The organism is Granulicella sp. S156 (assembly GCF_009766105.1).
Classification (GTDB): Bacteria; Acidobacteriota; Terriglobia; order Terriglobales; family Acidobacteriaceae; genus Granulicella.
The window spans coordinates 176232-189450 of the sequence record NZ_LMUH01000020.1 but is presented as its reverse complement, the minus strand read 5'-3'; the positions used below and the strand labels follow the sequence as shown (position 1 = coordinate 189450).

The following is a 13219-nucleotide window of genomic DNA, read 5'->3' as shown; positions in this document are numbered from 1 at the left end:
TCGTATCACAACTGATGTATATACATCTTATTTAAATACGTCTCATTGATATTTATTCCGAGGAAGTACTTAAGAGAACAGGAGGCCTTTTATGAGCTTGAAGATTTGTGAGGCACTGCTGGGTCTCTGTATATCAATCCCTTATGGCTAATATCCAGAAGACAAAGGATTGCGTCTGCCGTCCGCCCATGAATGGCTACTTTCGATTATTCCGAAGGAAATGATAGAATCGAGAGGTGTACACATCAGATGCTCCTGGATCAACGCCTTGCGCCTGCACGACAGTTAAGAAACTCTCTCGCATTCTTGGTCGGACTTACGATGAGGCTTTAAAAAGCGCTGGCATCAATATCACCCAATTAGCTGTACTAGGTTGCATCTCGAGAAGAGAAGGGGAGCCTCTCGCGAGGGTCGCACACGAGCTTGAGATGGATCGGACTTCTCTCTACCGAGCGATTGCGCCAATGATTCGAGACGGATGGCTGGTAATGGCCGCAGGGGCTGATGCTCGCTCTAGATCGGCGACTGTTACAAAGCGAGGCCGACAGATCCTGACAAAGGCTGCTGCGTGCTGGGAGGATTTTCAGGACCGCCTAATCCGAAGTTTTGGTCCAAGTGCATACGGATCATTGATGGAACAACTCAATCGACTCGCCGATTGTGCCGAAGCAGTACGGGAGTAAAGAAAGAGTCGTTTTTGATGTGATTGCCGAGTGACTTCGCCATCGTCTATCTCGCATCCTGGCCAATAGCGTCTTAGCCTAGAGCCTCTATGCATGGCATTTGCGATTGGCTCTTTTAGTCGATCCTGAAAACCAACAATGTCCCTATAAAACCTGATGAAAAGGGGTATTTGTTGATCTAAAATTTCCCTAAAGTCGTAGCAGAATCTACTGAAAACTAAAAAAACGATGCGGTCCAAGAGCAAACCATATCAGCCGCAGTGCGAGATGCAGGCAACGAGCCCCATTGTTCACATCGGTGTCGCACACGCACTGGTGCCGAAGTTAGCGAGGAGCAGCCATTCTTTTACAGGACCAAATCAAAGCCTTCCTGTTTGCCAGGTAAAGCGGAGAGCTGATGCGTTTAGGGCGCGCGAAGCGGTAGCCACCCAGTCGATAGATAGCATCACCTTTGAATGCACGGCTTGATTGATTCGATTAGGTTTAGGTAAGAAGTATGGCGGAGAGACAGGGATTCGAACCCTGGATACCTTGCGGTATACACGCTTTCCAAGCGTGCGCCTTCAGCCACTCGGCCATCTCTCCGCGGTCGCACCGGACTTACTGAATCTAACACATTTGGGGTGGGTTTCTTTCCACTACGGCGCCTGGGCCTGGATCTCCTGCTTGATATTCGCCCCTGAACGGAGGTCGAGAGGAATGCCGTGGATCAGATACATGCGCAGCGTTGCCGGATCGTTCCAGTTCACCTGCCAGCCGTGGTCGATAGCGATGAGGATGTACTGGCCCGGAATGACCTCCGGCAGTTCGAAGCTGCCGTCTGTGTTGCTCTGGTCGCGGCGCGGAATCGTAAGGCTCTCCGGCTCGCCGAAGGTCGCGGGGATGAGCAGGACCTGCGCGCCAACGGAGGGCTTGCCCTCATACCGTACAAAACCTGAGACCGTAGGACGTCCACTGGCGATATGCAGAAGCAGGGAGGCGTCGCCGCGCACCGTGACGAGACGGCCGGTGGCCTCAGCCCCGGTGGCCGTGATGCCCGTAAGGTACTGGTCCCCGTCGCCGGAGAGGACCACTCGATAGCGGCCGGGCAGGACATCGATACCCAGGTCGGCATGCGGCTCGCGCCCTGGGGCATCACCACCACCGCCGCTTCCTCTGAACCGGCCTCCACGCATGCTCCCCATGAGTTCGTTGACACGAAAGGCGTTCAGCGGATTATTGACATCGACGAAGGTGATCTGGCCAACATTGTGCATCCCCGTGCCATCCATCTTGAGCGTCAGGTGGACGCCAACCGAGGCGGAGTTGATGTCCAGCGACCGCAACGAGTTGGCCGTGATCTGGATGAGCGAGGTATGTGCGCCGGAGCCGCCGGAATCGGGCCAGTTGACCTGATACAAACCGGGGGAGATACCTCCTGTATCGACCTGGCCCAGCGAGGTGGAGGTTATGGACGGCGGCGCCCCTCCAAAGACACCACTGGAGGCAATCGGCAGAATCTGCGGGAAGTTGACGGGAGGCTGTATCTGCCGCCCATTCGTTGTGCCGGCAGACGGCACAGGCGAGGGAAGGCGCAGATGCACGGCGGGCATGGGCACCAGGTGAAAGTCGGCCTCGCCGCTGTCACCGCCGTGCAGGGTAATGGTCGAGGCCGAGGCCGGGTCTGTTACCCCCGGGAACCAGGTAACGGGATAGATCACGTCGAACGTGGGGTCAGGATGGGAGGTCTGGGCGCCCTGAGCGTACCAGACCTGGGCCTGCACGCCGACGCGATAGTCTCCGGGAGCCAGATTGGCCAGCTCGTAGTGACCGCGGTCGTCGGTCACGGTCGCACCGCGGGCTGTCAGGCTCTCCTGGCCATTATCGTTCTCGGGAGAGGTTACGACCTGAAGCGTGACACGCGCCTGCCGGATCGGTTCGCTGGCCTCGTCGAGCACGGTGCCCGAGATCCAGGCGTTGGGCATCAGGGGGAAGACCACGTCGAGCGTGGGGCTCGTCGAGGTGAGGACGACGGCGCTGGAGAAGCCCTCATGCGTATCCAGCGCCTCGGTGACATAGCCTCGGGCGCGGGCGGTCAGCCGCCACGCACCGGCTGAGGCGACGGGAACGTCGAAGCGGCCCTGATCGTCGGTTGCGAATTCGTCGGAGGTTGGCGACCGGGAGCCTTGGGAACGCCCGGCAGACGTTGCCGTCATCTTGCAGCCGGAGACGGGCGAGCGGGTTACGCTGTTGATCACCGTTCCGGTGATATGGAAAACGGAGGTCGCGGGGGCCTTTGCAGATTTTGCGTCCTGAGCTTGCGCAGGGCAGGGGCAGCCGATCTCGAGTCCAGCAACAAGAGCTATCGGGAGGAGAAGGGAAGCGAGCGCTTTAGGGAGCATCATGCTCATGGGTAGAGCTCCGCGAAGGGCACGATATCAAGACTCACGCTGCTTTTCATCCCTACCTCGACCGTAGTGCTCTGCATGCGTGCGCTGAAGGGAGCTGCGACAGCCGGATCGGAGAAGTCGATCTGCCGGGGTTGCTCCAGGGCGAGCACGCGGTAAGAGCCCGGTGGAATACGTGAGTTGCTGAAGCTGCCATCATCCCGACTACGCATGCTGATGATAGGAGTCAGGCTGGGAGTGGTGCTGACCATATAGATCCAGGCACCGGCGGCCGTGCTTCCGAGTGAGGTGGTTCCTTGCACGGTCCCGCTGTCGTTGGAGACGACGAGGCGAATCCCGGCTCCTCCCGCTCCGGGAGCAGAGACAAGCTCATTCTGCAGGAGATCGGTATTGCCGTAGGTGGCGGACTTTATGTACCACTGGTTTCCACTCCTGGCCTTGAGTCTGTAGGTACCGAAGGGAACGGTGAAGAAACTGCCTCCGTTACGGGTTACCAGAGAGACCTGTCCGCTTCCGCTCTCAGGGTCTGCCTGCAGGTTTTGCAGGAAGAGTCCCAGTTGATTCACGCTTGGAGGGGTGGCAGACGAGTTATCGGACGTTGTTGCTGTTGTTGGATCTACCGAAATGCTGACCGGGATGCTGGGAACCGGCATGAAGTTGAGGACTACTCCCGAGAGCTCTGCATTGGAGACCGTGACATTGGTCTCAGCCATCTCCAGGGCGTCCTGATCACCGGCTCGAGCATTCAGCGTATAGGTGCCGTTCGGAAGAGTGATCCGCTGCGTTCCCGGGGCCAAACTCCTCTCGGCAAAGAGGTTGATGCGAGAGCCATCTTCCGACACAGCGACGATGTTGGGAGTGGACTGGAGGGGTAGGCCTTCGATCCGGAGGTTGACGGGATAGGTGTGGCGCAACTGGGGATGCAGGTCCAGATGGGTTTCTTCTCCGCTATGAAGGTGAATGAAAGGTGAGGAGCTGGTTGATGTTTGTGCTGGAGCTATAAGAGGCAGAATACCTTCGATACGATCGTTATTCGGGGGGATGTAGCGCGTGGTAAGCCTGTAGTCTCCAGCCGGAACGGGAATACGGGCGTTGCCATGCGAATCGGTCAGCCCGGCACCTGCTGTCACCCAGCGACTCGTTGAGCCGTCGAATAGGACGCGCTGGGCGGTGAGAGAGACCCCCTGCAACGGTTCACCATCCGGCCCTGTGAGCTGCACGGTGATGAGTGCCTCTGGATAGATGCGGACCGTTACCGGACCGGTGATTTGATCGGTCCGAATGTAGACTGCGGTGGAGCTGGAGGGATCGGGGCTCATGGAGAAGCCGGGTTTCGTGACCTGGATCGTGCCGTTATCCGTGACCTGGGCGAACTCGAACCGTCCTTCATAGTTTGTCATTTGGACGTGTTCACCAAGCCGCACCAGGGCGCGGGGGACAGGTTGCCCGCTGGTGGAGTTGATCACCTGGCCGGAGACCGTAACCGGGCCGGGATTGGTCTGGCCGGACTGCGCCGAGACAGGCCGACAAAGACCAAACAGACAGATCAAGCCGAGGAGCGACAGCCAAATTGGAACGCTAGCTGCAGGAACGTGCGTTGATCGACCGACGCGGACAGAGAACAAGGACAAACCTCATGCAGGCTGACAAAACTAGAGACGAATGAAATGGCGTATTGGTGTCAAGCGGCTAGCAGAAATGTAACGCATCCGACGATGAGGGAGATAGTGGCATCTTCACTCCTACGCCTGGCAGAACCATTTGCCCTCCCGCATATCGCTGGCATTGCGGCCAAAGAAGATCTGAACAAGGTTCGAAATCGCGCCATTACTTTCGCGGTCCTTCTGCGTAAGGAACGTTTCTACCTCAGCTTTATCGTCAAGGAGGATGAGAGAGAAGTACCCGGTCACTTCACCGGCTGAGAGCCGCGTCTGCGCAAGCTGAAAGGGGTGGTGAAGCGCGGAGAACAGGAAATAGTACCGCTCTTCATCCTCGCTAAGGACCTGATAGTGCTCGCGGGAGATTGGAAACTCAAACGAGAGCGACATGTGGCCGCTCTCGACAGGGAGGTAATACAGCAACGCGCCATCTCGCTGGATCACCAACGGCGCAAAGGATTTTCTTCTGAGAAGTATGTGTTCATTCATAGAAATACGCTTGCTACTTATGCAGCCACTTTAACCCTGGCGAGCGATCGGAAGCCAATGTGTTTCCTGAGCCTACCAAATCGAGTTCATTGGGTAGATCTCAAGGCGATTGATCACCTTCGTATCCTTTCCCAACCCAAACGACAAGCCGTGGCCGCCCGTGGATGTCGGTATCTCTCTTACGATGTAGCGTGCACCTTCGCCCACAAAGATCTCCGCGACAGCCTTATCGATCAAGACCTCTAATGAGCCCGGCCCATTCTCGAGATCTGCGGAATGAACCGTAGCGACCACATTGCCTTGATACTTAATAGCTAGTTCGTCATCTTTCTCGAGTGTCAGCTTGAGTCTCACGTCGAGAGGTCCAGGTCCAGCTCTGTCCAGCGCTTGATTGGTCGCGGCAACTGTCAATGAGGAAAGTTTCTGCGTCTTTCCATGCAGCCTTTCTATCTCAGCAATGGGAGTAGTGCGCAAGCGGAGACCATCCCGAGTTGTCACCAGTTTGAATTCAGTGGGGAACAGCATCATCTGGTTGAAAGGCATGCCCTCTGGCTGAATTCTTCCCCACGCTATTTGTACTCGTCTGCCGTCAGGCATCTCGGCGAAGGATTGCGCTGCGTAGAGAGCATCGTCTCCATGAGCGTTCGCCCCCTCCGCATAGTGAAGTTCGTGGGATTCAGGGGTGAACGATTCTCCATCAAAGGTGCCGATGAAATAACTCGACGAGCCTCCATGCAGAATCCACTTCGTGTGACCTGGATCTCCATCGACGGGTAGTTCGAAGATATCGGGACATTCATGCAGCCCCTTGAAGTGGCTCTTCCGCGTCCACGCCTTCAGGTCTGTTGAAGAGTAGAAGGACATTCCATCCTTTTCAAAAAGAGCCATCACCCAATGCCTGGTAGGTCCGTACCAGAAGACCTTGGGGTCTCGCGTGTCGTTCGAGCCTACCTCGCGGTTGCTGTCCACAATCGGATTGCCGGCATAGCGGGTGAAGCTAACTCCGTTATCCGTGCTGTAGGCGATGCACTGTACTTGTTTCTGCGATTTGCGGTCGAAGGCCGTATAAACGAGCACCAATGCATCTTTCCCCCATCCACCATCGTTATTGTGGTCAACCAAACTGCTACCGGACCAAGGGGAACCGAGCTGGTCGAGCATGAGCGCAGGAGCCAACTCCTGCCAGTGGATAAGATCTTTGCTTACGGCATGTCCCCAATACATGAACCCGGTATCCCAGGTGGTGCCAAACGGAAAGGCCTGCCAGAAAAGGTGGTACTGCCCTTTGTAGAAGATGGGTCCGTTAACGTCGTTGCTCCAACCCCGCTTGACCGTAAAGTGGAACTGAGGCCGATTGCGCTCTCTGTACAGGGAGTCAGCACCTTCAATCGTGTCAGCCTGATAAATACTGTCCAGCGCAGAGTGCGAGGCTGGGCCTGAAAGCTTGATGGTCTGTCCTTTGAATTCGCTGACATCGATAAAGATCCAATAGTCGGGGTCCTGTTCCGCCAACTGCACGGGAAATTCCCGTTTCCGAATCCCATCGACTGTGATTTGAAACACGTGCATTTCACTAGCTCGAGCCACCGGAATATTCAGGTAGTGTTTCGAGATGTCTATGGTTCTTTCTTGAGCGAAAAGTATGGTGGAGGCAGAGAGGAACAGGGCGACGAGAAAAACGAGGGATATACGGTATCGAACTCGACGCGGCGTGCTCGCGCAAGGTCGCGAACCTTTGGTAAGCGCATCGCAAGTCGTGCGGCTAAATGAAGAACTTGATTGCACGGTTTTCCTCCAGTCAAGTCGGTTCCAGGCGGTAACAATCTCCACAGTTGTGGGACAGCACCTCCATACTAGTTGCAGATAGCCGAGTATCAAACCTGAACGAACCAAGGCAGGGAAGCGCGACGTCGGCAAACTACAACCCGCGCGAAATCCAGTTTGCGCTGAAGTACAAGTTTTAAATTGCAATCGTTTCTATTACAACCAGGCTCCTCTCACGAGGAGGTTGGGTAAAAGAAAAAGCCACGGGTTGCCCCGTGGCTTTTTAGTGATTGGAAGGAAGCTTAGAACTCGATGCGGCCTGAAAGCTGCAGCACGCGAGGCTGTCCGTTCATTTGGGTGAGTTGACCGAAGTTGCTCGTAGAAGGGACGTTGTCCGATCCGCCGTAGCTTCCATAATCAAGGTCGTCAAAGTTGGGATGATTGAGGACGTTGAAGGCGTCAGCGCGGAACTTGAAGTTTATGTTCCTGGACGGGAATATCGCGAAGGTCTTAGCCAGCCCCGCATCTATGTTGAAGTCGTTGGGTCCGCGAAGGATGTTGCGGCTTCCGATGGTAAGCCCGACCGGCCCGGAGAACGCCGCATCTGCTGCAGCGGGATTGGCAAAGACATTCACCGAACCATTCGACTCCTTGTGGATGCCACGTTTAACAGCGTTCTTATCGCCATTGAAGATAGCCGGCGCATCGTTTGCGAAGCCGGCGACGAAGGCATTCGAGAGCGGCGACCATGCCTGCCCGCTGTGCCAGGAAGGAATACCGCTCACGCTCCAGCCACCGATGAATTCATCGGCAATCCGCGGCAGAGCAGCACCGAACCTGCGTCCGCGACCGAAGGGCAGCGTGTAGGTGAAGTCGCTGGTGATGTAGTGTGTGGTGTCAAAGTCAGAGTTACCACGGCACTCGCGCGGATGCACGACATCGCAGATAAACCCATATCCGTCACCGGCACCGTCGTTCGCGACCTCCGAGGTGTTGTCAATGGAGTGCGACCAGGTATAGTTCACGTCGAACTGCAGCCCCTGACTCAGGTTCTTCTGCAGCGTGACGAGCAGGCCGTTATAGGTCGAGAAGCCTTTGTTGGTGAAGATGGTATTTTCGCCAAACTGGGCGGCCATACCCACGTTGGGTTGCAGGTTGGGAGAGAGCGCCTGGATGAAATCACCGAAGTCGCCAATTTCGACCAGGTTCGGGTTGGAGGAAGCGGCAGCCGAGGTGTTGTTCGGCAGCTTGCCCTTATAGGTGCCGGGGAGCTGATGTTCGAACCATGGTTCCGCGGGCAGGTTAGCCACGCTCTTTCCGGCACGAACTTCACGCTCGATGTTCTGCATTGCCTGGTTCATCGTCTGACCGGATGCTAAATCCGGGAAGTCGATAAGCTGGGCGGCGTCGCCCTGCGCCAGCAGCCTGCGGCCAAGACGACCGACATAGTTGACCTTGAGCACGGTAGAACCGTGGAACTGGTGCTGCATGCCGAAGCTGAGCAGGATGGAATACGGCGTCTTGAGGTTTGGATCGACCGTCGTGTTAAATTCGCCCAGTTGCAGGCCAGTGGGAACACCGTTCGTGACCCAGGGTTGAAAGGGAGCCTTGGGTGTAGCGGGGGCCGTTACAGTAGGTGCCGAAGCGAGCCGCGGATCGGTGGCGACGGAGCCGTCTGGATCGCTGTTATTGCCATTCTCATTCGAGACGTTCTGCTGAAACAGATAGGAGTACTCAATCTGCTGGTTCAGAATGGCATTGATGACGGTACGGTCATACACAACGCTCGCGCTGCCGTTGAAGACAGTGGCTGGATCAAAGCTCGGTGTATACGCGAAGCCCAGATGCGGGGCGAAGTTCAAGAGATTTGACTTGTAGAACCCCGGACCGTTGTTCTTTTTGCCGCCTAGTACGTAGGTAATAAACGGCACCGCGCCATTGCCCGAGATGCCGGCCGCACTCTGCGCCTCGCGGGCTGCAAAGTACTTGTCGAAACCTGTGGTCTGGATTGTTTCAAGACCGTGGGTCTCATAGGGCACCGTAAAGAACTGGTAGTTTAGGCCCGCATTGATCGTAAGCTGCGGGGTGATCTTCCAGCTATCGCTGATATAGGGTTGCGTCTGGTAGTCGACCCAATTGCGAATGGAGGAGGAAGGCTGCGGCAGCACGTTGCCATTGACATCATAGTTGAAGGTGCCGCCGGTGCTCGCAATACGTCCCAGCGAAGAGACAAAGGCGTTGTCGAAGTACTCCTCTGCTGTGCTGCTCGACGGCAGAAGGTTCGCAGGTTCGAGGCCAGGCGTGCTGAAGATGTGGCCACCGAGACCGAGGTTGTAGCTGTCGTAGCCACTCGTGCTGGAACCCATGAAGTGGATCCACTTGAAGTATCCGCCTAGCTGCAACTGGTGGCGTCCGAGGGTCCAGGTAAAGTTGTCATTCACCTGCGAGATGACCACGTGGCGAGATGACGCGCCCGAGGGGCTGGAGTAAGGATTGTCGACAAGCGTAGGCGTAAAACCGTTGCCGAAGCTGAGCTGGTAGAGCCCCAGGGCATTCGAAGGTTGCGCGTAGTTATAGTCCTGAACGGTGCTTCCGTAGGTGAATTGGTTGAACTTCGATTGGCTAATCTCCCAGTTCACGCCGGCTGCGTACCTATAGCTGCGGTCGACGAACTGCTGAGACGGCGGATCACCAGGAAACTGTTCCGCGCCGGTTACCTGGTTTTGACGAGAGAAGTTGCCGATGCCGAAGACCTTGATTTTTTCGCTTAAGGCGTAGTCAATGCGTCCTGTGTAGTTGGTCAGATTGTTAGGCATCGGCGAATTGAAACGGAAGCCTGCGGAATTCAGCCCGTCGCCGAAGCTCGGATCGTTTGGTGTCGGGTAGCGGCTTTTGAACAAGGCAAAGACCTGCGGGCTTTCTCCTATATGGGCCGGATCGATCTGTTGTACCTGGGCAGGGGAGAGAGAGGAAACGCAGTCTGGGGTGGTGTTCTGTCGAGAAGCGTTGGTGCAGCCCGCATTGTTGTTCATGTAAGAGATCGTTCCCGCAGCGAAGGACGGGAGAGGAACGGTACGCTCTACGGTTGACTGCTGCGCGATATGCGAGTCCAGAAAATTGACGAAGAAGAAGAGCTTGTCGTGCAGGATCGGACCGCCCACGGCACCGCCGAACTGGTTTTGGACCAGCTCCGGCTGCGCAACACCGGCATTGGCGTCAAACCAGTCATTCGCCGTGGTGGAGTTGTCACGATGATACTCGTTGATGTTGCCGTGCCACTGGTTCGAGCCGCTGCGGGTGACGAGCTGGAACTGGCCGCCGCCGCCCGGACCATTGTCCGCGGTGAAACCGCCGGTGGTGCCGCGGAACTCCTGGATCGAGTCGACCGGGGCGTTGCCAGTGATCGACTTGAAGTTACCGTTAGAGGCGTCGTTTACGTCCAGTCCATCGACCGTAACATTGTTTTGGTCTGTACGTGCGCCGGTGGTGGCACCAATCGCAGTAATGCCGGGCTGCAGGGTAAAGAGCACGCTCGGCGAGCTGCGGTCATACACGGGCAGGTCCTGCAATTTCGATACCTGGAAGTTGTTGCCGATGCTGGCGTCGGTCGTGTTGAGCGTCACGTCTGAGGTATCGGTGACCTGCACTTCCACCGTCGAAGTGCCGACAGTCAGCTTCGCGTTCTGCGTACGAGAGTTTGCGACGTTTACATAGATGTCATTGATCTTGAACGGGGAGAAGCCCGGAGCGCTGAACTCCAACGAATATCCGGGGCCCGGGGGAACGCTCGCGAAGTGGTAGGAGCCAGCCGAATCCGACTTGGCCTCGTAGCGAACACCGGTCGAAGCCTTGGAGAGAACAACCGTGGCACCGGGAATGACTGCATCCGACGGATCGGTGACAGTGCCATTCACAGATGCTGTTGTCTGTGCGGAAACAAACCCAGATGTGGCAAAAAGCGCTGCAAGGAACAGGGCTACGTGAAGAATTCGACGCATGTGACTCCTCAATAAAGTGTGATGAAACAGGGGTACCAGTGAGCACTTCCGGGGATAGTCGCATCCCTCGGCAGTCCGGCCGTTTTCGGACTTATGGTGAGACATAGCACGTAGCTGGCCAACCTGCTGGGCGCATTAAAAACCTTTGCAATAGGGGTTTATGCGCTTTGCGATATGCAATTTTGTATGAAATTCAGGAGAAGAATTTTGAGAATGGAATCGTTTCCAATCCCAGATTTAGGCCCAATATTGCTGTCACCATGGCAATCTGTCATCCGGTCAATTGATCGTACCCGAGCAGAGGCTGTGTTCCTTCTAATTGCGGCCGAATCGCGGCGGGTCGAGGGGCAATCGGGCATTGAGGATCCCCGGCGCGACTCATGGTGCAGGAGGTGGCCTACGTCTTCGGAAATCTGCCGGAGAGCGACACCACAAACGACCGGGCTATTTCGGCGGCGATAATGGGCTACTGGGTGGACTTTGTGAGGAGGGGCAATCCGAATGAGCCAGCAATTGCCTTGAAATCGCCAGTCTGGGCTTGAGCGACCAAAGCCCACCGCTGCATGGTCTCCTCGGGTGTATCCAGGCGAGACGACGTATCCAGCAACGCCAAACGGTAGAGTCCTCGGCCTGCTCCAACATCCGCCCGTCAGCCTGTTCCATCAGGCAGGGAAGCGGCAAATTTCAATTCGCCCGTATAGTCGCGATTCTTAATCGGTTCGTAAACGCTTTGGGAGAGCATCCCACGCGGCGGCTGAAGCTGGTGCTAAAAGCGCTCACTGACTGGAAACCCACCGCAAAGGCTATCTCGGAGGACGACTTTACGCCCTCCCGCAACTCGTCTTTCGCCACCGCGATACGCCAGTTCTTCAGATACTCGATCGGCCCCGTGCCTACCACCTCACGGAACCGACTAGCAAATGCCGACCGCGAAATATTGGCGAGACTTGCGAGTCCAGCAACCGTCCAGTCGTGAGCCACATCGTCGTGGATTGCGTTCAGTGCCGGAGCCACAACAGCATCACTCAGACCCGCAAGTAGACCTGGCAGCGTCCTCTCTGTATTCAGCCCCTCTCTACGAAGTACTTCAATCAGGATTAGCTCCATCAATCGCGCCACCACGAACTCATATCCGGGCCTCCGGTTTGCCGACTCCGTTGCGTTCATCTTCAGTAGTTGATGAATTCGCCGCATAGACCTATCTGTCGCGCGGATATGTACCAATTGAGGCAGCAGCCCTGTGAGAATCTCTTCATTCGCTGTATCGAACACGAACCTCCCACCGTGAAGCGTTGAAGACCGCGCCTTACCCGCTCCCATCTTCAACGCAATCGTGCTCTGCGACGCGAACGCCTTTTCGCTGTCGATGGACTTCACCTTTGCGTCAGAGGTTAGATCAAACGAGCTCGACGTTCGTACCAGTGCAAAGTCACCTGCTCGAAGCTTCAGTGCGGCCACTTTCGGGCGTTGCAGCAAGCACTCTCCCTTTTCTACCCAACAGAACAGAAGGTCGTTCCGTTTATGGAAAGAGATGCCCCAGCGTCCGCAAGCTTCGATCGTGCGCCAGAGTGTCGCCCGTGGTCGCAGTAGGCGAATTAGGTCAACAAATGGATCCATTTCTCTTTGGACGAATGATAAACGAATAAGGCTTTCCAAGCATAGAAACTCCAGCCCCAATTCATTACTCTTTGATTCGTGAGAGGGTCCGTTAAACCTCTTACCGCCACCACTGTGGCAAGGAGAAGTCAAATGGCAAATGCGGCACGCCAAGCAACATGGAAGATCTACCAAGACGCCTGGGCAGATATCACGGAAGTCGAGCGGAAGGAGCTACTCAGCCGCAGCCTAGCGGACAACATAAGCTTCTCAAGCTTGACAAGCGAAGGGCAGGGGCTCGCAGAAATGATTGCGAACATCGAGAATTTTCAAAAACAGTTCCACGGTGCCACCTTCAGAACGCACAAGTACTACGAGCACCACGATCAACTTCTGGCTGAATGGATGATGTACGACAAAAATGGTGCTGAGTTACTCGCCGGCAAGAGCTTCGCGCGTTTCGATGCCAATGAGAATTTGGTATTCCTATCCGGCTTCTGGGATGCATAGTACTTAATGGCTCGATCGAGTGTCCCGACCTGTGGGGCTTTGCATGGCGAGGGAGGTCCACATCGATCGAGCTTGCCTCCAGTGCGGCGTAGTGATTCATACAGCAAAACACCAAAAGACCACGCATCTGACTC

At 56.0% G+C, this 13219-nt stretch carries 9 protein-coding genes and 1 tRNA gene; 3 read left to right on the top strand and 7 right to left on the bottom strand.

Annotated features, from left to right (window positions below; translation table 11 throughout):
- The first annotated feature begins 236 nt into the window (after nt 1–236).
- Nucleotides 237–683: a MarR family winged helix-turn-helix transcriptional regulator gene (locus GSQ91_RS26275; RefSeq protein ID WP_371417117.1), complete on the top strand. Its 447-nt coding sequence runs from the start codon at nt 237–239 to the stop codon at nt 681–683.
- A gap of 497 nt (nt 684–1180) precedes the next feature.
- Here the strand turns inward: GSQ91_RS26275 and GSQ91_RS15465 are convergent.
- From GSQ91_RS15465 to GSQ91_RS15440, 6 genes are all read right to left on the bottom strand, one after another.
- Nucleotides 1181–1268 (bottom strand) — tRNA-Ser (locus tag GSQ91_RS15465).
- A gap of 53 nt (nt 1269–1321) precedes the next feature.
- The gene (locus GSQ91_RS15460) at nt 1322–3073 is read right to left on the bottom strand and encodes a carboxypeptidase-like regulatory domain-containing protein (protein ID WP_158822661.1); all 1752 of its coding nucleotides are present in this window, start codon (nt 3071–3073) and stop codon (nt 1322–1324) included.
- Entirely contained in the window at nt 3070–4701 is a 1632-nt protein-coding gene (locus GSQ91_RS15455; protein ID WP_158822660.1) for a carboxypeptidase-like regulatory domain-containing protein, read from the bottom strand. The genes GSQ91_RS15460 and GSQ91_RS15455 overlap by 4 nt, the downstream gene beginning before the upstream one ends.
- A gap of 111 nt (nt 4702–4812) precedes the next feature.
- On the bottom strand, nt 4813–5217 hold the full coding sequence (locus tag GSQ91_RS15450; RefSeq protein WP_158822659.1) for a hypothetical protein: 405 nt from the start codon (nt 5215–5217) through the stop codon (nt 4813–4815).
- A gap of 72 nt (nt 5218–5289) precedes the next feature.
- Nucleotides 5290–6786: a glycoside hydrolase family 32 protein gene (locus GSQ91_RS15445; RefSeq protein WP_158822658.1), complete on the bottom strand. Its 1497-nt coding sequence runs from the start codon at nt 6784–6786 to the stop codon at nt 5290–5292.
- Nucleotides 6787–7283: 497 nt separating this feature from the next.
- Nucleotides 7284–10979 carry a carboxypeptidase-like regulatory domain-containing protein gene (locus GSQ91_RS15440; RefSeq protein WP_158822657.1) on the bottom strand — a complete coding sequence of 1232 codons (3696 nt, stop codon included), beginning with the start codon at nt 10977–10979 and terminating at the stop codon, nt 7284–7286.
- Between the two features lie 380 nt (nt 10980–11359).
- Between GSQ91_RS15440 and GSQ91_RS26270 the strand changes: the two genes are divergently transcribed.
- Complete coding sequence (locus GSQ91_RS26270; protein WP_158822656.1) at nt 11360–11521, top strand: carboxylesterase family protein; 162 nt, start codon at nt 11360–11362, stop codon at nt 11519–11521.
- A 142-nt stretch (nt 11522–11663) separates the two neighbouring features.
- Here the strand turns inward: GSQ91_RS26270 and GSQ91_RS15430 are convergent, their stop codons facing one another.
- Complete coding sequence (locus tag GSQ91_RS15430; protein ID WP_158822655.1) at nt 11664–12596, bottom strand: AraC family transcriptional regulator; 933 nt, start codon at nt 12594–12596, stop codon at nt 11664–11666.
- Nucleotides 12597–12728: 132 nt separating this feature from the next.
- Here GSQ91_RS15430 and GSQ91_RS15425 point away from each other — a divergent pair, with 132 nt between their 5' ends.
- Nucleotides 12729–13085, top strand: coding sequence for a nuclear transport factor 2 family protein (locus GSQ91_RS15425; RefSeq protein ID WP_158822654.1), 357 nt, complete (start codon nt 12729–12731; stop codon nt 13083–13085).
- Nucleotides 13086–13219: the final 134 nt, after the last annotated feature.

Excerpts from the sequence above, each read along its gene's own strand:
- GSQ91_RS15430 (WP_158822655.1), bottom strand. The coding sequence starts at position 12,596 with ATGGATCCATTTGTTGACCTAATTCGCCTACTGCGACCACGGGCGACA.
- GSQ91_RS15450 (WP_158822659.1), bottom strand. The coding sequence starts at position 5,217 with ATGAATGAACACATACTTCTCAGAAGAAAATCCTTTGCGCCGTTGGTG.
- GSQ91_RS15445 (WP_158822658.1), bottom strand. The coding sequence starts at position 6,786 with ATGCACGTGTTTCAAATCACAGTCGATGGGATTCGGAAACGGGAATTT.
- GSQ91_RS15425 (WP_158822654.1), top strand. The coding sequence starts at position 12,729 with ATGGCAAATGCGGCACGCCAAGCAACATGGAAGATCTACCAAGACGCC.
- GSQ91_RS26270 (WP_158822656.1), top strand. The coding sequence starts at position 11,360 with ATGGTGCAGGAGGTGGCCTACGTCTTCGGAAATCTGCCGGAGAGCGAC.
- GSQ91_RS15440 (WP_158822657.1), bottom strand. The coding sequence starts at position 10,979 with ATGCGTCGAATTCTTCACGTAGCCCTGTTCCTTGCAGCGCTTTTTGCC.
- GSQ91_RS15460 (WP_158822661.1), bottom strand. The coding sequence starts at position 3,073 with ATGAGCATGATGCTCCCTAAAGCGCTCGCTTCCCTTCTCCTCCCGATA.